General features: G+C 70.3%; 24 protein-coding genes and 1 pseudogene. 19 read left to right on the top strand and 6 right to left on the bottom strand.

Annotation, left to right across the window (positions count from 1 at the left end):
• Positions 1-136: 136 nt before the first annotated feature.
• The 5 genes and pseudogenes from AC3ENX_RS12780 to AC3ENX_RS12800 form a co-directional block, all read left to right on the top strand.
• A pseudogene (locus AC3ENX_RS12780) lies at positions 137-226 on the top strand (VOC family protein); the annotation flags it as partial.
• A gap of 5 nt (positions 227-231) precedes the next feature.
• The gene (locus tag AC3ENX_RS12785; protein WP_434812256.1) at positions 232-672 is read left to right on the top strand and encodes a hypothetical protein; all 441 of its coding nucleotides are present in this window, start codon (positions 232-234) and stop codon (positions 670-672) included.
• A gap of 1 nt (position 673) precedes the next feature.
• Positions 674-1,546, top strand: a complete 873-nt coding sequence (locus tag AC3ENX_RS12790) for a carbohydrate kinase family protein (RefSeq protein ID WP_434812257.1) — start codon at positions 674-676, stop codon at positions 1,544-1,546.
• Positions 1,547-1,586: 40 nt separating this feature from the next.
• Positions 1,587-2,237 carry an acyl-CoA synthetase gene (locus AC3ENX_RS12795; protein ID WP_434812258.1) on the top strand — a complete coding sequence of 217 codons (651 nt, stop codon included), beginning with the start codon at positions 1,587-1,589 and terminating at the stop codon, positions 2,235-2,237.
• Positions 2,234-2,560 carry an amino acid transporter gene (locus tag AC3ENX_RS12800; RefSeq protein WP_434812259.1) on the top strand — a complete coding sequence of 109 codons (327 nt, stop codon included), beginning with the start codon at positions 2,234-2,236 and terminating at the stop codon, positions 2,558-2,560. Before AC3ENX_RS12795 ends, AC3ENX_RS12800 begins: the two co-directional genes overlap by 4 nt.
• A gap of 134 nt (positions 2,561-2,694) precedes the next feature.
• Here AC3ENX_RS12800 and purB read toward each other — a convergent pair whose 3' ends face one another.
• The gene (purB, locus tag AC3ENX_RS12805) at positions 2,695-4,074 is read right to left on the bottom strand and encodes an adenylosuccinate lyase (protein WP_434812260.1); all 1,380 of its coding nucleotides are present in this window, start codon (positions 4,072-4,074) and stop codon (positions 2,695-2,697) included.
• Positions 4,075-4,102: 28 nt separating this feature from the next.
• Entirely contained in the window at positions 4,103-4,615 is a 513-nt protein-coding gene (locus AC3ENX_RS12810; protein WP_434812261.1) for a low molecular weight protein-tyrosine-phosphatase, read from the bottom strand.
• 106 nt (positions 4,616-4,721) lie between these two features.
• On the opposite strand from AC3ENX_RS12810, the gene AC3ENX_RS12815 reads away from it, so the two are divergent.
• A complete protein-coding gene (locus AC3ENX_RS12815; protein WP_434812262.1) occupies positions 4,722-4,985 on the top strand; it encodes a hypothetical protein in 264 nt (87 codons plus the stop codon).
• 1,306 nt (positions 4,986-6,291) lie between these two features.
• On the opposite strand, the gene AC3ENX_RS12820 is transcribed toward AC3ENX_RS12815, so the two are convergent.
• Positions 6,292-6,690, bottom strand: coding sequence for a phage holin family protein (locus AC3ENX_RS12820; RefSeq protein ID WP_434812263.1), 399 nt, complete (start codon positions 6,688-6,690; stop codon positions 6,292-6,294).
• Between the two features lie 64 nt (positions 6,691-6,754).
• Here AC3ENX_RS12820 and AC3ENX_RS12825 point away from each other — a divergent pair, with 64 nt between their 5' ends.
• The gene (locus AC3ENX_RS12825; protein ID WP_434812264.1) at positions 6,755-7,819 is read left to right on the top strand and encodes a histidinol-phosphate transaminase; all 1,065 of its coding nucleotides are present in this window, start codon (positions 6,755-6,757) and stop codon (positions 7,817-7,819) included.
• Positions 7,820-7,835: 16 nt separating this feature from the next.
• Here the strand turns inward: AC3ENX_RS12825 and AC3ENX_RS12830 are convergent, their stop codons facing one another.
• Positions 7,836-8,279 (bottom strand): GIY-YIG nuclease family protein, encoded by a 444-nt coding sequence (locus tag AC3ENX_RS12830; protein ID WP_434812265.1) that lies wholly within the window; start codon positions 8,277-8,279, stop codon positions 7,836-7,838.
• 128 nt (positions 8,280-8,407) lie between these two features.
• Between AC3ENX_RS12830 and AC3ENX_RS12835 the strand changes: the two genes are divergently transcribed.
• The 3 genes from AC3ENX_RS12835 to AC3ENX_RS12845 are packed head-to-tail and all read left to right on the top strand — an operon-like array spanning position 8,408 to position 11,879.
• Positions 8,408-9,538: a thiamine pyrophosphate-dependent enzyme gene (locus AC3ENX_RS12835; protein WP_434812266.1), complete on the top strand. Its 1,131-nt coding sequence runs from the start codon at positions 8,408-8,410 to the stop codon at positions 9,536-9,538.
• Complete coding sequence (locus AC3ENX_RS12840; RefSeq protein ID WP_434812267.1) at positions 9,535-10,512, top strand: alpha-ketoacid dehydrogenase subunit beta; 978 nt, start codon at positions 9,535-9,537, stop codon at positions 10,510-10,512. The genes AC3ENX_RS12835 and AC3ENX_RS12840 overlap by 4 nt, the downstream gene beginning before the upstream one ends.
• 11 nt (positions 10,513-10,523) lie before the next feature.
• Positions 10,524-11,879 (top strand): dihydrolipoamide acetyltransferase family protein, encoded by a 1,356-nt coding sequence (locus AC3ENX_RS12845; RefSeq protein ID WP_434812268.1) that lies wholly within the window; start codon positions 10,524-10,526, stop codon positions 11,877-11,879.
• Between the two features lie 53 nt (positions 11,880-11,932).
• Here the strand turns inward: AC3ENX_RS12845 and AC3ENX_RS12850 are convergent, their stop codons facing one another.
• Positions 11,933-12,676 (bottom strand): hypothetical protein, encoded by a 744-nt coding sequence (locus AC3ENX_RS12850; protein ID WP_434812269.1) that lies wholly within the window; start codon positions 12,674-12,676, stop codon positions 11,933-11,935.
• A 57-nt stretch (positions 12,677-12,733) separates the two neighbouring features.
• On the opposite strand from AC3ENX_RS12850, the gene AC3ENX_RS12855 reads away from it, so the two are divergent.
• On the top strand, positions 12,734-12,985 hold the full coding sequence (locus AC3ENX_RS12855; protein ID WP_434812270.1) for a DUF4287 domain-containing protein: 252 nt from the start codon (positions 12,734-12,736) through the stop codon (positions 12,983-12,985).
• 137 nt (positions 12,986-13,122) lie between these two features.
• Here the strand turns inward: AC3ENX_RS12855 and AC3ENX_RS12860 are convergent, their stop codons facing one another.
• On the bottom strand, positions 13,123-13,632 hold the full coding sequence (locus tag AC3ENX_RS12860; RefSeq protein ID WP_434812271.1) for a P-loop nucleotide/nucleoside kinase family protein: 510 nt from the start codon (positions 13,630-13,632) through the stop codon (positions 13,123-13,125).
• Positions 13,633-13,804: 172 nt separating this feature from the next.
• Between AC3ENX_RS12860 and AC3ENX_RS12865 the strand changes: the two genes are divergently transcribed.
• Genes AC3ENX_RS12865 through AC3ENX_RS12900 form a run of 8 tightly spaced genes read left to right on the top strand, consistent with a single transcriptional unit; the run spans position 13,805 to position 20,918 of the window.
• On the top strand, positions 13,805-14,791 hold the full coding sequence (locus AC3ENX_RS12865) for a metal ABC transporter solute-binding protein, Zn/Mn family (RefSeq protein ID WP_434812272.1): 987 nt from the start codon (positions 13,805-13,807) through the stop codon (positions 14,789-14,791).
• A complete protein-coding gene (locus AC3ENX_RS12870; protein WP_434812273.1) occupies positions 14,788-15,624 on the top strand; it encodes a metal ABC transporter ATP-binding protein in 837 nt (278 codons plus the stop codon). The genes AC3ENX_RS12865 and AC3ENX_RS12870 overlap by 4 nt, the downstream gene beginning before the upstream one ends.
• Entirely contained in the window at positions 15,621-16,484 is an 864-nt protein-coding gene (locus AC3ENX_RS12875; protein ID WP_434812274.1) for a metal ABC transporter permease, read from the top strand. The genes AC3ENX_RS12870 and AC3ENX_RS12875 overlap by 4 nt, the downstream gene beginning before the upstream one ends.
• 37 nt (positions 16,485-16,521) lie before the next feature.
• The gene (locus AC3ENX_RS12880; protein WP_434812275.1) at positions 16,522-16,929 is read left to right on the top strand and encodes a Fur family transcriptional regulator; all 408 of its coding nucleotides are present in this window, start codon (positions 16,522-16,524) and stop codon (positions 16,927-16,929) included.
• Positions 16,916-17,935 carry a permease gene (locus AC3ENX_RS12885; protein ID WP_434812276.1) on the top strand — a complete coding sequence of 340 codons (1,020 nt, stop codon included), beginning with the start codon at positions 16,916-16,918 and terminating at the stop codon, positions 17,933-17,935. Before AC3ENX_RS12880 ends, AC3ENX_RS12885 begins: the two co-directional genes overlap by 14 nt.
• Entirely contained in the window at positions 17,928-18,818 is an 891-nt protein-coding gene (locus AC3ENX_RS12890) for a TIGR03943 family putative permease subunit (RefSeq protein WP_434812277.1), read from the top strand. The genes AC3ENX_RS12885 and AC3ENX_RS12890 overlap by 8 nt, the downstream gene beginning before the upstream one ends.
• Positions 18,808-20,223, top strand: coding sequence for a hypothetical protein (locus AC3ENX_RS12895; protein WP_434812278.1), 1,416 nt, complete (start codon positions 18,808-18,810; stop codon positions 20,221-20,223). The genes AC3ENX_RS12890 and AC3ENX_RS12895 overlap by 11 nt, the downstream gene beginning before the upstream one ends.
• Complete coding sequence (locus AC3ENX_RS12900; protein WP_434812279.1) at positions 20,220-20,918, top strand: DNA-3-methyladenine glycosylase; 699 nt, start codon at positions 20,220-20,222, stop codon at positions 20,916-20,918. Before AC3ENX_RS12895 ends, AC3ENX_RS12900 begins: the two co-directional genes overlap by 4 nt.
• The last annotated feature ends 102 nt before the right edge of the window (positions 20,919-21,020 follow it).

Raw genomic sequence — 21,020 nt, forward strand, 5'->3', positions numbered from 1 at the left:
TGGGACACGTCTCGCCCGCGGCTGGCATCATCGGGAACGTGACGGTCGACCGCGAGACGCTGGCGATGCTGCGGCGCGCCCGCGACCGCGTGGACCGCGAGTACGCGCAAACGCTGGATGTCGAGGCGATCGCCCCCAAGAGCCCATGGACCAGGACTGGGGCACGCGCGACTGCGCGTTCCGCGATCCGGCGGGCAACACCATCCGACTGCAGCAGAAGGGCTGAGGCACATGGCTGAGAAGAAGAACGGCACGTTCAGCGACACCGAGAAGGCGGCGATGCAGCAGCGCGCCGACGAGATCCGCTCCACGAAGGGCCTGAAGGGCGCCGCGAAGACGGCGAAGGAATACGAGGCGTGCGTCGCCGCGATCGAAGCCCTGAGCGACGTCGAGAGCGCGATCGCCGCGACCCTGCACCGCATCGTCGCCGAAGAGGCGCCCGAGCTCGCCGCGAAGACGTTCTACGGCTTTCCGGCGTACGCGAAGGACGGCAAGGTCGTCGTGTTCTACCAGCCGGCGTCGAAGTTCGACACCCGGTACGGCACGATCAGCTTCGACGACCCGGCGAACCTCGACGACGGCGTGATGTGGCCGGTGTCGTACGCCGTGCTCGAGATGAACCCCGAAGTCGAGAAGCGGGTGCGCGCCCTCGTGAAGAAGGCCGTGAGCTGACGTGCCGCGCGTCGTCGTCGCAGGTCCCGCCGCCTGGAACCATCTGATCGTCCTCGACCGCCTGCCCGAGCCGACCCCGCACATGCAGTTCGCCGAGGCGAGCGTGCACACCGTCGGCGGCACCTCGGCCGGCAAGGCGCTGCATCTGCACGCGCTCGGGGTCGACAGTCGGTTGCACGCGCTGCTCGGTGATGACGCGGACGGGCGGCGCGTCGCGGCGGCCCTGCGCGGTGCCGGGGTCGACTTGGTCGCGCACACGGCGGGCACCGAACGCCACGTCAATCTCATGACCCGTGCGGGCGGGCGGGTGTCGCTGTACGTGTCGACGCCGGATGCCGCGGGTCCCGACGTGCTCGCCGCGATCGAAGCCGACCTCGCCGGTGCAGACGTAGCGGTGCTCGATCTCAGCGCGGTGGGTGCCGACCTGCTGCCGCGACTGCCGGCATCCGTGCCGCTGTGGACCGACCTGCACGACTACGACGGCGCGGCCGCATTCCACGAACCGTTCCTGCGGCGGGCGGAGGTCGTCTTCATGAACGCCGATCGCACTGACGACCCGTGGGGACTCCTCGCCTCGTGCATCGCGCGCGGTCCGCGTCTCGCGGTGTGCACGCTCGGGGCTGACGGCGCGATCGCGCTGGACCGCGACGGGCGCCGCACAGCGGTCCCCGCGGCCCAGGCCGAAGTGGTCGACACGAACGGTGCCGGCGACGCGTTCTTCGCCGGTGTGCTCGCCGCAGTGCTGGATGCCGGTGGCCTCGCGAACGCCGACCTCACCGCCGCGCTGCGGGCCGGTGCCGCGCAGGCGGTGACCGCGCTGGCAACGGTGCACCTGCATCCCGCCCTGGCCGCGGCGGAGGGGACGACGACCTAGACTGGAGGGGTTCCGCTTCCGCTTGCAGACGAGTTTCGACGTGTCCCACACCGCCCCGCGCGCCTTCGAGGTGCGCCACGTGCAGATCGCGCGTGCGCTGTTCGCGGCGCTCGCCGCCGTGATGATCACGTTCACGGCCGATCATTCGGCGAACGTCGGGCTCGCGGTCTTCAGCGGGTTCGCGATCGCGACCGGTCTCGTGCTGCTGCTGTCGGCGTGGCTCGTCTATCCGGCAGGTCGGCGTGCGCCGAGCGTCGTGCTGGGCGTGCTCATGATGATCGCCGGCATGATCGGCGGACTGCCGCCCCTGCGTACGACGACGATGTTCTTCGTGCTCGTCATCGCGTGGGCGATCGTGACGGGTGTGGCCGAACTGGTGGCCGGCATCGTGCAGCGCCGTCGCGGTGACGCCGACGCTCGCGACGCGATCCTCGTCGGCGCGGTCACGCTGGCGCTCGCGGTGGGCCTGCTGATCGTCAATCCGGCCTACAGCCTGGACTATTTCATCGACGAGGCCGGCGCGTGGTTCACGCTCACCGGCATCACGATCGCCGTCGGACTGTTCGGCGGCTACGCGGCGATCGTCGCGGTGTTCCTCGGCATCGCCGGGTTCTCGCCGCACCGAGAGGCCGGCGATTCTGCGGCATCCGTCACCGAGGCCGCCACCGACCCGGCAGGAGAGCGCGCATGACTGACGAGCACCCCACGCGTCGCGAGCTGATGAAGCCCGTGCAGCTGTTGGGCTTCGCCTTCGGCGCTGCTGCGTTCGCGGGCCTGATCGCGCTCGTCGCGATGGGCTTCTTCCAGAACCTCGACGGCGCGCAGCGTCAGCACGTCGTCATCGTCTCGCTCGTGGTGGCGGGCATCGCGTTCATCGCGACGCTCGTGATCATGGCGCTGCTCATGCTGGCCGTCGATCCCGCGCAGATGAACCGCGGCGTCGACAAGCCCGTGCTGCTGCCCGAAGACCAGCCCGGCGACAGCACCCCCGACGCGGACCCCTCGCGCAGCTGACTGCACGCGGCTGCTGCGCCGCGATCTCACCGAGTCCGTGATTTCAGGTTGAGTCCGGCGTTGTGCCGCCTGGACTCGCGCTCGAATCGCGGACTCACCGCGCCCGCCCCGCGCCCGCCCCGCGCTGCGACGGCTTACAGCTCGTCGACGAGGCGGTCTGCGAGGCCCGCGTAGGTCGCGGGGGTCAACGCCAGCAGACGCTCCTTCGCGGCATCCCCGATGTCGAGGCCGCGCACGAACTCCGCCAGCTCGGGTCCGCCGACGCGGCGGCCGCGGGTGAGGTCCTTCAGCAGCGCGTACGGGTCGGTGATCTGCGACCGGCCGGCGACGATCTCGGCGCGCACGACGGTCTGTATCGCCTCGGCCAGAACCTCCCAGTTCGCGTCGAGGTCGGCCAGCAGCACGTCGCGCGACAGCGAGATCTCGGTGAGACCGCGCGAGAGGTTGTCGAGCGCGAGTAGCGAGTGCCCGAACGCGACGCCGATGTTGCGCTGCGTCGTCGAGTCGGTGAGGTCGCGCTGCATGCGCGAGGTGACGAGGGTGGATGCCAGGGTCGCGAACAGTCCGCCGGCGATCTCGAGGTTCGCCTCGGCGTTCTCGAAGCGGATGGGGTTGATCTTGTGCGGCATCGTCGACGAGCCGGTGGCGCCCGCGACGGGGATCTGCGCGAAGAAGCCCATCGAGATGTAGGTCCACACGTCGGTCGCGAGGTTGTGCAGGATGCCGCCGGCGTGACGGGCACGGTCGTACAGCTCCACCTGCCAGTCGTGAGATTCGATCTGGGTCGTGTAGACGTTGAAGTCGATGCCGAGGCCCTCGATGAACTCGCGGGCGACGGTGGGCCAGTCCACATCAGGGGCGGCGGCGAGGTGCGCCGACCAGGTGCCGGTCGCGCCCGAGAACTTCGCGAGGTATTCGCCGCCGGAGATCTGGTCGGCGACGCGCTGCAGGCGCCAGGCGAAGACGCCCAGCTCCTTGCCCATCGTCGACGGCGTGGCGGGCTGGCCGTGCGTGCGTGAGAGCATCGCGGCATCCCGGTGTTCGACCGCGAGGGCCTTCAGCGCGTCGATGACCGCCTGCAGCTTCGGCAGCCACACCTGCTCGACGGCCCGCTTGACGGTGAGGGCGTACGAGGCGGAGTTGATGTCTTCGCTCGTGCAGGCGAAGTGGGTGAGCTCGGCGACGGCATCCAGTCCCAGCGACGACAGGCGGTCGCGCACCAGGTACTCGATGGCCTTCACGTCGTGGCGGGTGACGGCTTCCTTCTCGGCGAGCCAGTCGATCTCTGCCTGACCGAAGTCGCGGTACAACGCCCGCAGCGATTCCTTGTCGGCATCCGACAGTGGCGCCGCGTCGAACAGCGAGCGGTCGGTGAGGGCGATGATCCACTCGACCTCGACCTCGACGCGGGCCCGGTTGAGCCCCGCCTCCGACAGGTAATCGGCGAGCCCGGTGACCGCTGCGCGGTACCGTCCGTCGAGGGGGCTGAGGGGTTGGGGCGGCAGAGAGGTCACGAGACTCCGATCGGTGATGAACGGGCGCTCAGGACGTCGGACGAATTGCGGGTTCGAGTTGCCGGAAGAGCGCCCGGCTCGCTCGTTCGATCATACCGAGCACGTCGTCGAACATTTTCTCGCCCGCGTAGTACGGGTCGGGCACGTCGAGCCCGTCGTCGCCACCGCTGAACGGCAGCAGCAGCGAGACCTTGTCGGCGTCGGCGGGCGTGCGCGCCCAGGTGTGCAGACTGCGCTCGTGTGAACGGTCGAGTGCGACGATCAGGTCGTTGCGGTCGAAGTCCTCCATCGTGAACTGGCGTGCGCGGTGCTTCGACCCGTCGTACCCGCGACGCTCGAGGGCCGCGACGGTGCGGCTGTCTGCCCGTTCGCCGACGTGCCAGTCACCGGTGCCGGCGCTGGATGAGACCACCCGATCGCCGAGTCCCGCCTGCTCCACGAACCACCGGAACACGACGTCGGCCATGGGCGAGCGGCAGATGTTCCCGGTGCAGACGAAGACCACGCGGAACGGGTCGTAGGCGGGTGGCACGGGTTCCATTGTGGACGAGTCGTCGCCTCCTGCACAGGGTGGGATGCCGTGCACCTTTCCACCGTTCGGGGTGCCGGCGCGATCCCCGCCGTCGACGGCACGCGACGATCGGCACATGACCACGATCGAACAAGCCCGAGCTGTGACCGATGCGAAAGACCTCGTGAGCGCCCAACTCGACGTCGTCGATGCGATGCTGATGGACGGCTGGCAGCTCACAACGTCGACCGAATGGGAATCGACGTCGGCTGCCGCCTATCGCGATTCGGCGGCGACGTGGTGCCGGGAGTGGGCCACGATGCGCGGCGTCATGGCCGTCGAGATCGACAACCTCCGCGCGGCGGCGTGCCGCATGTGGGCGGAGGTGACCTCCCCGTGACGATCGAGATTCGCGGCGGTGGCGTGGTCGCCGTCGACACCGAGAGCCTGCGTGCCGCGTCCGCGCGGTGGCGAACGCTCGCCGACTCAGCCCGCGGCGTGCAGCGCGCCCTCGAGCAGGCGTCGGGCAGCATGCACGCGGCCGGGGCGTACGGCAACGTCGAGTACCTGCGCCGCGTGGTGACCGAGGGCTGCGATCGCGCCGACCGCCACGCCGACGACCTCTCGCACGTCGCACTGCTGTACGAGATCGTCGAGGAGCGGGCGGCCCTCGCCTCGGCGCGCCAGGCCGGCGGCGAAGGACTCATCGCCCAGCACGAGACGCGCCTTGCGAACCTCGAATCCCAAGCGTTTGCGGCGGGACTGGGAGCCTCGATGCTCGAGGCGCAGTGGGGTGCGGGGCGTTATGCCGGTGTCGCGGGGCAGTTCGTGTACACGACCGCGCAACTCGGGGTGCTGGCACCGTGGTTCGGGACGCTATCGTTCGGCGCGCTCGCCGCCGTCCACCTGATGGGGTTGGGGCGCGTCGACGCCGGCGACAGGCTCGAGCCGACCGCGGAACAGGTGCGGGTCGACCGCCTGGAGGAGAAAGGGGGAACCGCGCCCGGCGGTGTCGCATCCCTCGTCGATCGCATGCCCGGCGGCGAGGGCAGCCGCATCCGTGTGGAGATCTACACGATGCCGAACGGCGAACGAGAGGTGCTCGTCTACACCACCGGCACGCAGCAGTGGGGACTGCCGGGGTCGGACCCGTTCGACGTGCAGTCGAACCTCGAGACCTATGGCGGGCAAGAGTCTGGGTCGTACCTCGCCCTCGAGCAGGCACTCGAAGATGCCGGCGTGACGAAGGACGACGGCATCCACCTCATCGGGCACTCGCAGGGTGCGATGGTCAACGCGCGATTCGCAGCGCAGACCGACTATCGCGTCGAGACGGCGGTGTCGATGGGCAACGGGCTCGCCGTCGAACTGCCCGGCCACGTGCTCTCGGTGACCCTGCGGCACACCGACGACATCGTGCCGGCCCTGACAGACGGGGGCTTCGGCCACACCACGGGCGCGACCGGCAGCATCGTCGTCGAGCGCAACGCCGGGCTGGACGACAATGTGATCGGCTCGCACATGCTCGACGAGTACCGCGAGACCGCCGTCGAGCTGGATGCCTCGCGCGACCCGCGGATGGGGGCGGTGCGCGACGTGTTCTCGGGGCTGGCGGGTGCGACCGCGGTGCAGACCATCACGTACTCGGCCCAGCGGGTCGAGCCGAAGGGGGCGGTCGGAGCGCGGGCGGCGGCGGGGTGTGAGCGTCAGCGCTGCTTCTTGGTCTGCGGGCGCAGGATGATGCCGAAGATCCAGTTGATGAGCGAGATCACGAGGGCCGCCACGACGCCGAGCCAGAAGTTGTCGACGCGCAGACCCCAGTCCCAGAAGCCGGTGATCCAGGCCGTCAGCCACAGCAGGAACCCGTTGATGACGAGCGAGATGAGCCCGAGGGTGAGGATGTAGAGCGGGAACGCGACGATCTTGACGACCGTGCCGATGATCGTGTTCACGAGCGCGAACACGACCGCGACGGCGAGCAGGGTCAGGACGAGCTGCAGGGTCTCGCCCGGCGCGAACGCGATGACCCTCACCTGCAGTGCGGAGATGAGGGAGACGACCCAGATCGAGAACGCGTTGACGACGACGCGAATGAGGAATCCCATGGCGGAAGTCTGTCATGCGCTCGCTGGCCACTGCCATGTGCGCCCGCTCCGTAGACTTCGTGTCGTGACCGACTTCCCTGTTCGCATCCGTCCCGAGATCGCCGCGCTGCCGCCCTACCGTCAGGGCAAGCAGGCGGGCACCGACTCGTTCAAGCTCTCGAGCAACGAGAACCCGTTCGCGCCGTTGCCGCGCGTCGTCGAGGCGATGCAGGCGGCCACGGCGGTCAACCGCTATCCGGACGCGTCGGCAGGTCGACTGCGCGCGCGTCTGGCGGAGCGGTTCGGTGTCGATGCGGATGCCGTGCACGTCGGCGCGGGCTCGGTCTCGCTGCTGTATCAGCTGGCGCAGGCGACCTCCGGGCCGGGCGACGAGATCCTCTTCGCGTGGCGCTCGTTCGAGGCGTACCCAGGCCTCGCCGTCGTCGCCGGCGCGACCGCGGTCACGGTGCCCCTCACCGAATCCGGAGAGCACGACCTCGACGCGATGGCCGAGGCGGTCACCGATCGCACCCGCATGATCATCGTCTGCAGCCCGAACAACCCGACCGGCCCGATCGTCACGCAGGCCGCGTTCGACGCGTTCGTTCAGGCCGTGCCGGGCGACGTGCTCGTCGTGCTCGACGAGGCGTACGCCGAGTTCGTCACCGACCTCGAAGCCGTCGACGGTGAGCGTGTGCTCGCGTCGGGGCGCGAGAACGTCGTCGTGCTGCGCACCTTCTCGAAGGCGTACGGCCTGGCGGGACTGCGCATCGGCTACGCCGTCGGCCACCCCCGCATCCTCGACGCCGCGCGCACCACCGGCATCCCCCTGTCGGTGACGGCGCCCGCCGAAGCGGCGGCGCTCGCGAGCCTCGACTCCGAGGCCGAACTGCGGGCGCGTGTGGCCGAACTCGCCGACCGCCGTGACGACCTCGTGCTCGCACTGCGCGACGCGGGCTGGAACGTGCCCGACGCACAGGGCAACTTCGTGTGGCTGCCCGCCGGCGACCGCGCGGTCGAGGTCGCCGAGGCGTTCGACGCCGCGGGGCTCATCGTGCGTCCGTTCGCGGGCGACGGCGTGCGCATTTCGGTCGGCGAACTCGGCGCGATCGAGAAGATCGTCCAGGTCGCGGCATCCGTCGCCCCCTGACCGCGCAGACCGGCGTTCAGGAAGATCGCGCGCGAAGCGCGTCGCCCAACCACCGGTCGTAGGTCGCCCACGGGTCGCGTCCGGTGCGCAGAGACTCGATGTGGTCGACGAGCGGCGCCGCGAGGGTGAACCACTCACCGCCCTCGCGGAGCGCGGCGAACTGCCGGTGCCGCTGCTGCTCGAGATCGCGTCCGCCCTGCTCGAACGCGAGCAGCTCCTCGTGGCGGATCGCAGCGAGTCGGGCTCTCGGCGTCGCCGAGGTGCCGATCTTCACCCGCTGTGCGTACCGCAGGTAATAGACGACCGAGACGCGCGGGGTCGGCAGGTCGGCGTCGGGGGCATCACCCACCCGCCAGCCGCACCGGTCGCAGTGCCACGCGTGATCGCCGTCGCCGACCGGATGCCGCGCACCCTCGACGCCGCCGCACACGCGGCACGCCGACGGCATCGACTCGGGCACACCGGCATCCTGCCCAAGGCCGCCGACATCGCGGCCGACCGGCGCTTGTCGGCCACCGCAGTCGAATCGGGCGATCCGTTGTGGCGCGCATGCAGAAGGTCGCATACGGACCGCGCTAGCGTGAAGGAATGACGTCGGCCGAAGATCCTGCCCTCATCCGCGTCCTCGCCGCAGACGGCACGTTCGCCCCCACGCCCGAAGCCGAGCGGTTCCTGCCGCTCGTCGAGTCGTTGACCGATGCCGACCTCGAGACGTTCTATCGCGACATGGTCATCGTGCGGGCGTTCGACCGGCAGGCGACCAATCTGCAGCGTCAGGGGCAGCTGGCCCTGTGGCCGCCGTCGTTCGGGCAGGAGGCCGCGCAGGTCGGCTCGGTGCGTGCCGCCCGCGCGCAGGACCACATCTTCCCCTCGTACCGCGAGCACGTCGTGTGCACGACCCGCGGGGTCGACCCGATCGACATCATCCGGCTCATGCGCGGCATGACGCACGGCGGATGGGATCCGACCGACCCCAAGAACGGCAACACCCGCATCTATACGCTCGTCCTCGGTGCGCAGACGCTGCACGCGGCCGGCTTCGGCATGGGACTCGTCTTCGACGGCAAGTGCGGCACGGGCGACGCCGAGACCGACCAGGCCGTCATGGTCTACTACGGTGACGGCGCATCCAGTCAGGGCGACGTGCACGAGGCCATGGTCTTCGCGAACAGCTACCAGACTCCGCAGGTGTTCTTCCTACAGAACAACCACTGGGCCATCTCGGTGCCGGTCGCGACGCAGTCGCGTGCGCCGCTGTACCGCCGCGGTGAGGGCTACGGCATGCCGTCGTTCCGCCTCGACGGCAACGACGTGCTCGCCAGCTACGCGGTCTCGAAGGCGTCGCTCGACGAGGCGCGCGGCGGTGCCGGGCCGCGTGCGATCGAGGCCCTCACCTACCGCATGGGTGCGCACACGACGAGCGACGACCCCACCAAGTACCGCACCTCCGACGAGGAGCAGCTGTGGGCCACGCGTGATCCGATCGCCCGCATGCGCGCCTACCTCGAAGGCAAGGGCGCTGCCGCGTCGTTCTTCGACGGGGTGGATGCCGAGGCCGCCGCGTATGCCGACGACGTGCGCGTGCGCACGAACGCGCTCGGCGACGTGTCGGTCGACCTCGCGTTCGACCACGTGTACACCGAGCCGCATCCGCTCGTCGCCGAGCAGAAGCAGTGGCTCGCCGGCTACGAGGCGGCGTTCGAGGAGGAGCAGGCATGAGCCAGGCGATGCCGTTCAGCCGGGCCCTCAACGCGGGTCTGCGCGCCGCGATGGCGGCCGACGACCACGTGCTGCTGATGGGTGAGGACATCGGGCGCCTCGGCGGCGTGTTCCGTGTCACCGAGGGGCTGCAGGCCGAGTTCGGCGACCGCCGCGTGCTCGACACCCCGCTGGCGGAGTCCGGCATCGTCGGCACCGCGATCGGGCTCGCGATGGCCGGGTTCCGGCCGGTGTGCGAGATCCAGTTCGACGGGTTCGTCTTCCCCGCCTTCGACCAGATCACCTCTCAGCTCGCGAAGATCACCAACCGCCACGAGGGCGCCGTGCAGATGCCCATCGTCATCCGTATCCCCTACGGCGGACACATCGGCGCGGTCGAGCACCACCAGGAGAGCCCCGAGGCCTACTTCACCCATACGCCCGGCCTGCGCGTGGTCGCCCCGTCGACCCCGAACGATGCGTACTGGATGATCCAGGATGCGATCCGCTCCGCCGACCCGGTGATCTTCATGGAGCCGAAGGCGAAGTACTGGATGAAGGGCGAGGTCGACGTCGACGAGCGCGCCTTGCCGCTGCACGCGTCGCGCATCGTGCGCCGCGGCACCGACATCACCCTCGTCGGCCACGGCGCGATGGTGACGACCCTGCTGCAGGCCGCGGCGCTCGCCGAGAGCGAGGGCACCTCGTGCGAGGTCGTCGATGTGCGTTCGCTGTCGCCGGTGGACTACGGCCCGATCCTCGACTCGGTGCGCCGCACCGGCCGCATGGTCTATGCGCAGGAGGCGCCGCAGTTCAACTCCCTCGGCTCCGAGATCGCCGCGACCGTCATGGAGAAGGCGTTCTTCGCGCTCGAGTCGCCCGTGCTGCGGGTGTCGGGCTTCGACACCCCCTTCCCTCCCGCGAAGCTGGAGGGCACCTACCTGCCTGACGCAGACCGCATCCTCGAGGCCGTCGACCGCGCCCTCGCCTACTGACAGGAGTCAGGATGAGCACCCAGACCTTCCACCTGCCGGACGTCGGCGAGGGACTGACCGAGGCCGAGATCGTGCAGTGGCGCGTCGCGCCGGGCGATGCCGTCAAGGTCAACGACGTCATCGTCGAGATCGAGACCGCGAAGTCGCTCGTCGAGTTGCCGTCGCCGTTCGACGGCACCGTCGGTGAGCTGCTCGTCGCAGAGGGCACCACCGTAGAGGTCGGCGCTCCGATCATCACGATCGCCGGGGATGCCGCGGCTCCCGACGCGTCGTCGGGTCACTCCGCGCACGGCGAGCAGCACGCCGAGGCCGAGGGGGAGGGTGCCGTGCTCGTCGGCTACGGCACCGGCGGTGCGGTCAAGTCACGCCGCCGCAAGCCCGCAGAACGCCCGGTGAAGGCATCCGTCGGTGTCGTCGCCAAGCCCCCGATCCGCAAGCTCGCCCGTGATCTCGGGGTCGACCTGTCGCAGGTGACGCCGTCCGGTCCCGACGGCGAGGTCACCCGCGACGACGTGGTCGGCCACGCGTCGCAGGCCTCCGTCTTCCGCAACATCGCGACGCCGGAGGTGCCGGTCGAGCGCGAGCAGACGATTCCGGTGCAGCCGGATGCTGCGGTCACCACAGCGCCCCGCCCCACCGGGCCCGCTCCCGCGCTGGACGAGGGCCGCGAGGAGGCCATCCCGGTCAAGGGCGTGCGCAAGGCGACGTCGTCGGCGATGGTGCGCTCGGCGTACACCGCCCCGCACGTGTCGGTGTGGACCGACGTCGACGCGACCCGCACGATGGAGCTCGTCAAGCGCCTGAAGGCCTCGCCCGACTTCGCCGACATCCGCGTCTCGCCGCTGCTGATCATGGCCCGCGCCGTGGTGTGGGCGGTGCGCCGCACCCCGATGGTCGGCGCCGCGTGGATCGACAACGAGGACGGCTCGGCCGAGATCCGGGTGCGCAACTACGTGAACCTCGGCATCGCTGCCGCCACCCCGCGCGGCCTCCTGGTGCCGAACATCAAGGACGCGCAGGATCTCAACATGCGTGGCCTCGCGAAGGCGCTCGAGAAGCTGACGCTGACTGCCCGCGAGGGTAAGACGTCGCCCGCGGATCAGCAGGGCGGCACGATCACGATCACGAACATCGGCGTGTTCGGGATGGATGCCGGCACCCCGATCATCAACCCGGGCGAATCGGGCATCGTCGCGATGGGCACGATCCGGCAGAAGCCGTGGGTCGTCGACGGCGAGGTACGCCCTCGGTTCGTCACGACCGTCTCCGGCTCGTTCGACCACCGCGTCATCGACGGCGACGGCATGAGCCGCTTCATCGCCGACGTCGCCAGCGTGCTGGAAGAGCCCGCCCTGCTGCTGGACTGATCCGGCATCCCCCTCGCCCGTCCGCGACGTCGTGCACGCGACAGCGGGGTGACTCAGTAGAGGCCGAGCTCCCAGCCGGACAGGTGCTGACGCGGCGGGTCGGTGATGATCGGCGGCGCCGGGCGGCTGCGGCGAGTGAAGCGGCTCATCAGCCAGCCGGCGAATCCCTCGCGGCCGGCGCGCAGGCGGATGAACTCGGCTCGCGACGGGCCGCCGGGGACCCTGCGGGGGAGTGATTCCGCTGCGATCACCCACTCCGGCAGCCCGAGCAGCCGCAGCACCGACCGCAGCCGCTCCGACTCGTAGACGCTGTCGGTGTCGAGCTCTTCGCCCAGCAGCTCCGCCAGGGCTTCGGCGGCATCGGGTCGCTCGAGTGCGGATGCCAGCGCCTCCGCACCCTCCTCGCCGACAGGCTCGGTCATGACCTCCTTGTCGGCGTCGGGCTCCTGCGACGGGTCGCTGCTGTAGCGGATCATCTCGTCGCCGGCCTGCCAGGCGACCACGCCGAGTTGGCGGTCGATGCGCACCCGCACGGCCAGGATCGGAGTAAACGACGACGCCAGGTGCGCGCCGACTTCGACGATGCCCCGTCCTGCTGATGCCGTGATGCCCGCGCCCGGGTCGCCGACCGCGACGATCCAGCCGTCCTGGGGTGGCGCGATCCATCCGGAGAATCCGATCGTGCGCAGTGCGTCGCTGACGGACGGGCGGTCATCCGAAGACACGTAGACGGCGCCGTACGAGTATCCATCGGGACCCCCGACTTCCTGCGGCGGCGAGAGAGGTGGCAGCGTCATGCCGCGATCCTGCCATGATCGCTTCAGGCGAGGGCGTCCAGGTGTTAACCTCACGCCGTGAGCACCTCGCGCGTGACCGCCCCCGTCATCGATCCCGCCGACAAGCCGAAGGGCCCGGTGTCGTACTTTCCGAACATCGAGGCGAAGTACGGCGAGCCGATGCAGCACTGGATCGACCTCACCGTCGAGCGGTTCGATGCGGGCGAGACGCATATGGCGATCGTCGGATGGCTGAAGTCCGACCACGGACTCGGCCACGGCCACGCCAACGCGATCGTCGCGTGGGTGAAGGCCCAACTCGGCGCCTGAACCCGAGGCGGTCGGTGGGGTGTTCAGTATTCAGTCCCCGCGAAGCCGCTGGCCGGTCGATGCCGCGGGATTCCGCGTCGACAACGCTGGATCCGTCGCGGCGGAGACTGAATGCTGCGCAGCTGAGGGGTCGTCCGTCAGCCTCGGTCGGAGACGAGGGCGGCGATGAGAGCGGCGTTCTCGGCGATGCGCCGGGTCGCATCCAAACGCAGCCGGTCGTCGATCCAGCCGTCGAACCCCGAACGACGGGCGTCGACCGACGCCCACGTCGGCTCGGGGAAACCGAGGTCGCGGTTGCGGGTCTCGAGCCTGCACCGGTGCGCGTCGGCATCCGCGAGCACGACCTCGACGAACTCGAGTCGCGCGCCCTCGGATGCCGCGAGATCCCGCCATTGTGCTCGCGCGGGTTCGGCATCGTTGACGGCATCGACGATCACGACGTGCCCCAACCTGAGCTGGGCGCGCGCGACGGCCTCGGCGGCGACATACGCCGCGAGTCCAGTGGGCTGATCGTGCGCAATGCCCGCTGTGCGCATCGCCGCTTCGATCGGGTCGACGGCGACGACGGCGCACGACAGCATCCGCGCTGCCGCCTCGGCGATGGTGCTCTTGCCCGACCCGGGGAGTCCCGCCATCACGATGAGCATGCCGTCAGCCTGCCGCCTTCTGCATCACGAGGACAGGAGAACGCGCGAGAACAGGACGATGCGCCCCTGATCGTCCTGTTCCGGTGAGATCTCCTGTCGCCGGAACGCACCGAGACACAGCCCGGCACGCGCAAGATTGAGAACGATTATCAATAGCGACTAGAGTGTGAGCATGCCGCTTCGCCCTCGCATCCTCGCCGTCTCGACCGCCGCCCTCGGGGCGACCCTCCTGCTCGGCGGTTGCGCCATGGCGACGGAGACGGCGGCGGGCGAGGGCGAGCGCGTGCAGGTCGTCGCCTCCACGAACGTCTACGGCGACATCGTCGCGCAGCTCGGTGGGGACCGCGTCGAGGTCACGTCGATCATCACGTCGACCTCGCAGGATCCCCACTCGTACGAGGCATCCGCCCGCGACCAGCTCACGATCTCGCGGGCCGATCTGATCGTCGAGAACGGCGGCGGGTACGACGCGTTCATCGACGCGCTCGTCGAGGCGTCCGGAACGGATGCCGACGTGCTCACCGCCGTCGAGTTCTCGCACGACTACCCCGAGAATGAGGGCCACGACGCCGAGGCGGACGCGGACCACGACCACGCAGATGAAGACGGCCACGATCGGCACAACCACATCGAGGGCTTCAACGAGCACGTCTGGTACGACCCGCACACGATCGCCCATCTCGCCGAAGACATCACGGCGCACCTGACCGAGCTCGACCCCGACGGCGCGGATGCGTACGCTGCGGCGCTCGCCGAGTTCACCGGCGGCATCGAGCAGCTCGAGACCACGATCGCCGATCTTGCCGAGACCTCCGGCGGCGCGCAGGTGTTCGCGACCGAGCCGGTGCCCGCCTACCTCGCCGCTGCCGCCGAGTTCGTCGATGTGACCCCGTCCGCCTTCAGTGAGGCGGTCGAGGAAGGGCAGGACGTGCCGCCCGCGACGATGCTCGAAGCCCTCGACCTGCTGGCGTCGGGCGACGTCGACGTCGTCATCACGAACGCGCAGACGGGCGGCGCCGAGACCGAGGCGGTCACCGATGCGGCAGCGGATGCCGGCATTCCCGTGCTCGCCTTCACCGAACTGCTGCCCGACGGCGAGACGTACACGAGTTGGATGCAGCGCAACGTCGACGAGCTCGCCGGTACGCTGACCCGATGACCGAGCGCGCCCCGCAGCCCGCCGCCCCGCCCCTGCAGATCAGGGGTGCGGCGCTGCGCCGCGACGGCCGCGAGCTGTGGAGCGGGCTGGACCTCGACGTCGAGCCAGGCGAGCTGATCGCGGTGCTCGGCCCGAGCGGTGCCGGTAAGACCACGCTGCTGCGGGCGATCCTCGGGCTCGAATCGCTCAGCGAAGGCGCCATCACGGCGCTCGGCGAACCCGTGCGCGGCCGCGGCAACCGGCGCATCGGCTACCTGCCGCAGGCCCGTCCGCTCCCGCGGGAGACCTCGATGCGCGGCCGCGACCTCGTCTCGCTCGGCGTGAACGGGCACCGCTTCGGGCTGCCGGTGCCGCGCCGCGGCGAACGGCAGCGGGTCGACGACCTCATCGAGGCCGTCGGCGCGACCGACTTCGCAGACCGACCTGTCGGCGTGCTCTCCGGCGGTGAACAGCAGCGGCTGCGCGTCGGGCAGGCGCTCGCCGACGATCCGCGGCTGCTGCTGTGCGACGAACCGCTCACGAGCCTCGACCTCGCCAACCAGCAGGCGGTCGTGCGCCTGATCGACCAGCACCGCAAGAGCGGGGCCGCCGTGCTGCTGGTCACGCACGACATCAACCCGGTGCTCGGCAAGGTCGACCGCATCCTCTACCTCGCCGGCGGACGGTTCACCCTCGGCAAGCCCAAAGACGTGCTCACCTCGCCCGTGCTCACCGACCTGTACGGGGCTCCCGTCTTCGTGCTGCGCGCCGGCGACCGGCTCGTCGTCGTGGGCGCGCCGGATGCCGAGGAATCGCACCACCATCACGACCACGACCACGGGGGTCACGCGTGAACTGGGCCGACGTGCAGGATGCGATGTTCGGCGGCATCCCCTTCTACAGCGAGATCCTCGCGCTCGTGTCGAACTCGCTGTGGGCCGGCGCGATCCTCGGCCTCGTCGGCGGCCTCATCGGCGTGTTCGTGATGCAGCGCGATATGGCGTTCGCGGTGCACGGCATCAGCGAACTCTCCTTCGCCGGCGCCGCCGCGGCGCTGCTGATCGGCGTCGACGTCGTGACGGGGTCGATCTTCGGCTCGCTCGTCGCGGCTGCACTCATCGGCTGGCTCGGCGCGAGGGCCCGCGACCGCAACTCGATCATCGGCGTGCTCATGCCGTTCGGCCTCGGCCTCGGCATCCTGTTCCTCTCGCTCTACGACGGGCGCAGCGCCAACCGGTTCAGCCTGCTGACCGGGCAGATCGTGTCGGTGCAGACGGGCGAGCTCGGCTGGCTCATCGGCATCTCGGCGTTCGTGCTCATCGCGCTCGTGCTCATCTGGCGTCCGCTGCGCTTCGACTCGCTCGACCCGCAGTCCGCCGCCGCGCGCGGTGTGCCGACCGTCGGCGTCTCGCTCGCCTTCATGCTGCTGCTCGGACTCACCGTCGCCGTCGCGGTGCACATCATCGGCGCGCTGCTGGTGATGGCGCTGCTCGTCACACCCGCGGCCGCGGCGATGCGGGTCGCATCGGGACCGGTCGCCGTGCCCGCGCTCGCGGCGGTGTTCGGGCTCGTGTCGGCGGTCGGCGGCATCTTGCTCGCGGTCATGGGCACGCTGCCGGTGAGTCCCTACATCACCACCATTTCGTTCGCGATCTACCTCGTGTGCCGCATCGTCGGTGCCCGCCGCGGCCGCGTCACCCGCGCCCATGCGTGACGAGCCCGCGCACAGGCGCCGCGGTTAGACTCGCGGCATGGCCCAGCGCAACACCTGGCAGCGTGAACGCGTCCGCGAAGCGCTGACCGACGCCCAGGGATTCGTCTCTGCGCAGGACCTGCACGCCGCCCTGCGGGAGGCGAACACCGGCATCGGCCTGGCGACGGTCTACCGCGCGCTGGCGAATCTGGCATCCAGTGGCGAGGCCGATCAGTTGCAGAGTCCCGAGGGCGAGGCGATCTACCGCGCCTGCGAGAGCAGCGGCCACCACCACCACCTCATCTGCCGGTCGTGCGGCACGACGGTCGAGATCCAGGCGACCGATGTCGAGCAGTGGGCGCGCGAGACCGCCGCCGACCACGGCTTCACCCGCGCCGAGCACGTCGTCGACATCTTCGGGCTGTGCGCGGCATGCACCGCCCGCGCCGATCGTGACCCGAGCTGACACCCGCACCGCGGCGGCTGCCCCGCGGAGCGAGCTGACCCGCACCCTCGTCAACCTCGGGGCGGGGGCCGCTGTCGTCGCGGCGCTCATCGTCCTCGCGCTGCTCACCCCCGGCCCGTCGCTGCCGACGCGTGCGCAGGACGGCCTGACCCTCGCAATCAGCGTGCTCATCGAGTCGCTGCCGTTCGTCGTGCTCGGCGTGATCTTGTCGATCGTCGTGCAGGTGTGGCTGCCGCCGGGCGTCATCGAACGATGGATGCCGCGGCGCGCGTGGGCGCGCCGGGCCGTGCTGTCGCTGCTGGGCATGCTCATCCCGGTGTGCGAATGCGGCAATGTGCCGTTCGCCCGCGGCCTCATGATGCGCGGGTTCAGCGTGCCCGAGACGATGACGTTCCTGATCGCGGCGCCCATCGTGAACCCGATCGTCATCATCACGACGCACCAGGCGTTCGGCTTCGACGACGGCATCCTCATCGCCCGCCTCCTCGGCGGGTACGCGATCGCGAATCTCATCGGGTGGCTGTACAGCCGGCATCCCGACCCCGACGCCCTCATCACCGAGCGCTTCCGCGATGCGTGCGCCGTCGCCGAACAGACGGATGCCGGAAAGGCCGCCCGCACGATCACCCAACTGATCGTCGAACTGCGGGCGGTCATGCCGGCACTCGTCATCGGGTCTGCGCTCGCCGGTGGCGTGCAGGTGCTCGTGCCGCGCGAGACGCTGCTGGCGATCGGTTCGAACCCGGCCCTGTCGATCATCGCGATGATCGCCCTCGCGATGGTCGTGTCGATCTGCTCGAACGTCGACGCGTTCTTCGCGCTGTCGTTCGCATCGACCTTCACGCCCGGGTCGATCGTCGCGTTCCTGCTGGTCGGTCCGCTCGTCGACGTGAAGATGCTCGCCCTGCTGCGCACGACGTTCCGCACCCGCACTCTCGCGGGCATCGTCGTCATCGTGCTGCTGGCGGCCGTCGCGATCGGAGGAATGGTGAACCTCGTTGTCTGACACGCACGCGTCGTCCGTCGCCGGTTCGCTCGCCACCCGCCTGCTCGGCGTGGGGCTCGCGGCTGCGCTCGCGGCCACGACGATCGCGCTGGCGCTGACCGGACAGCTCGCGCTGTACATCAACCCCGACGGGGCGTGGTTCGCCGTGTCGATGGCGGTCATCGCGCTCATCGGCGCCGTGGCGTCGTTCCTGCTGCCGCTCGGCGCCGAGGCCGATCACGGGCACGATCACGGGGGAGCGGGGCATGGTTTCGATACGCCGCCGCTGCGCGGCGGCACGCAACCACCCGAATCGCGTCGTGCCGCGCGCGAGAGCAGCCTTGCCGCGCGCTCGCGGTCGCCTCGCGAGCGGAGCGAGACGACACGTGGCGACCACTCTCGGCCCCGCGTGACGCCGGGCGGTGTGCTCGTCGCGATCGGCGGGGTCGTCGCAACGGGCATCGTCGCGACGATCGTGGTCACTCCGCCGGCAGTCCTTTCGACGGAGCTCGCGATGAGTCGTGACCTCGGTGCCGCGCCGCTGTTCCAAGACGCCGACACGGTGCAGCTGGCGGCGACCGGTGACACCGCGTCGTTCGGAGTCGGCGACTGGGTGACCGTGTTCGCCACGGCGACCGATCCTGAGGCGTTCGCCGGCACACGCGTGGCGCTCACCGGATTCGTGACGCCCGCGGATGCCGGATTCCAACTCACCCGCATGGTCGTCACGCACTGCGTCATCGACGCCCAGCCCGCCGTCCTGCCGATCGCGGCGACCGACGTGCCGGCGACGGGGGAGTGGGTCACGGTCACCGGCACGGTGCGCGACGACGGCGGTCGCCTGGTCATCGAGGCGGCCGAGGTCGAGACGATCGACCAGCCGAAGGACCCGTATGAGTACTGACACCCGCCGGAGCCGACAGCGAGCGGCGGCCGCGCCGTCGCGCCGTCGCCCGTTCGGCGGTGCCTTCGCGCTGGTTGCGGGCTTGCTGCTCGCCGTCGGGCTGGGCGGCGCCGCGCTCACGACCGTGCAGGGTCCACGGGTCACCGACGTGCAGGTGAACCCCGCGACGGCGATCGAAGCGTCGGGCAGTCGCGTGATCTTCACGCTCAGTCAGGCCGTCGCCGCCATCGATCCCGAGCAGGTGACCGTGACGCCCGAGACGGCGTTCACCGTCGACACGTCGGGCCGCAGCATCGGCATCCGCTTCGCGCTGCCGCTGTGGGATGCCACCGACTACACGATCCGCATCGACGGGGTCGAGGGCGTCGGCGGTGGCACCGTGAGCACTCTCGAGGAGTCGTTCACGACACCGGCACTGCATTCGTACGTGCTGCTTCGAGGCGGTGAAGACGGCGAGGACCGCATCTTCCGCACCGATTTCGAGGCGACTGCCGCGGTGCCCGTGTTCAGTGATCCGCGCATCGAGGACTACCGCGCTTCGGGGGAGCACCTCGTCGTCAACACGACCGATGACGACGGCCTATCGCATGTGACGGTCGTCGGGCTCGACGGTGAAGACCCCGCTGAACTCACGCTGCCCGGCGAGGGGCGCGTGACGAACCTGCAGGTCGCCGACCGCGGATCGCGCATCGGCTACACGTTCACGGATGCCGATGTCGGCACCGCCGGCGCCCAAGAGAGCATCCTCTACACGGCATCCGCCGACGATCCGGACGCCGACCCGCTCGCCGTCGAGCGCGAGGGCGAGGCGCGCGTCGAAGACTGGCGGTTCGTGCCGGGCACCGACGACGTGCTCATGATGACCTTCGATGGGGCGCTGACCATGGCTGCTCCGGGCGGGGCCGCGCCGGTCGCGCTCGGCACGGCGGTGCACATCCACGGCATCTCGCCGGGGTCGACCCTGGCACTGATCGACACGACGGAGGGGCTCATCGGGCTCGATCTGGCGACGGGCGAGCAGGAGGAGCTGCTGCCCACAGACCCGACGCTGGGATTCGTCTCGACCGTGACGCCGCTGCCCGGCGGGTCGGGTGCGAGTCTGCGGGCGCTCAGCGGGGCCGACGGCAGCACATCGACGTCGGTGGTGGTCGTCGACGACGCGGGAACGCGTGAGGTGTTCGCCGCCGCGGTCGGCGATGCGCTCGTGCACACGTGCGTGTCGCCGAGCGGCCGGTACGCCGCGTTCCTCGTCGCGCCGAACGTGGTTGACAACCCGTACGACGGCTACCTGCTGCCGCTCCCCGAGACGCTGCAGACGCACATCGTCTCGCTCGAGGACGGCGACGACATCGTCGCGCTCACCGGGTTCGACATCTCGTGGTGCGAAACGGCTCCGCCGCTGTGACGGACGTGCCCACGGCACTCGTTCCTGCGACCCGCGCCGCGCTCGCAGGGCTGCCTGTCGACGTCGCACCGCGGCTGCTCGGCGGTGTGCTGCGAACGACGGTCGACGGCGAGACCGTTGCGGTGCGTCTCACCGAGGTCGAGGCCTACCACGGGCAGGGCACCGGCGACCTGCCCGACCCCGGCTCGCACGCGCGCATGGGCCGCACGGCCCGCAACGCGACGATGTGGGGAGAGCCCGGTCATCTCTACGTCTACTTGAGCCACGGCATCCATTCGTGCGTCAACGTCGTGTGCGGTCCCGACGGAACCGCGGGCGGAATCCTGCTGCGCGCGGGCGAGGTGATCGAGGGGACGGATGCCGCAGCGCGGCGCCGCGCGTCGGCCCGTTCGCCGCGGGATTTCGCGCGAGGCCCGGGTCGATTCGGCTCGGCGGTGGGCCTGCGGCATCCCGTCCACGACGGCATCGACGCGGTGACCGGTGCCGAGCAGGCGGGTGCGGTCGCGCGACTGGAGCTGCCACGGCATCCCGTCGAGGCGATCGCCTCGGGCCCCCGCGTCGGGGTCGCGGGCATCGCTGGCACCGAGGCGTTTCCGTGGCGGTTCTGGATCGCGGGCGACCCGACGGTCTCGCCGTTCCGCTGGGGCCGCGGCGCCACCGAGGTCAAGGCGACACGCCCGACCGTGCTAAAGTAGCTCTTTGTCTGCGCGCACTCCAGCACGCAGTTCGCGCTGTCCGCCTGGCGGATGGTGCAGACAAGGGATCTTGGGTGGGGCCGTCCGGCCTCACGGTATCGC

This window comes from Microbacterium sp. bgisy189 (assembly GCF_057707225.1).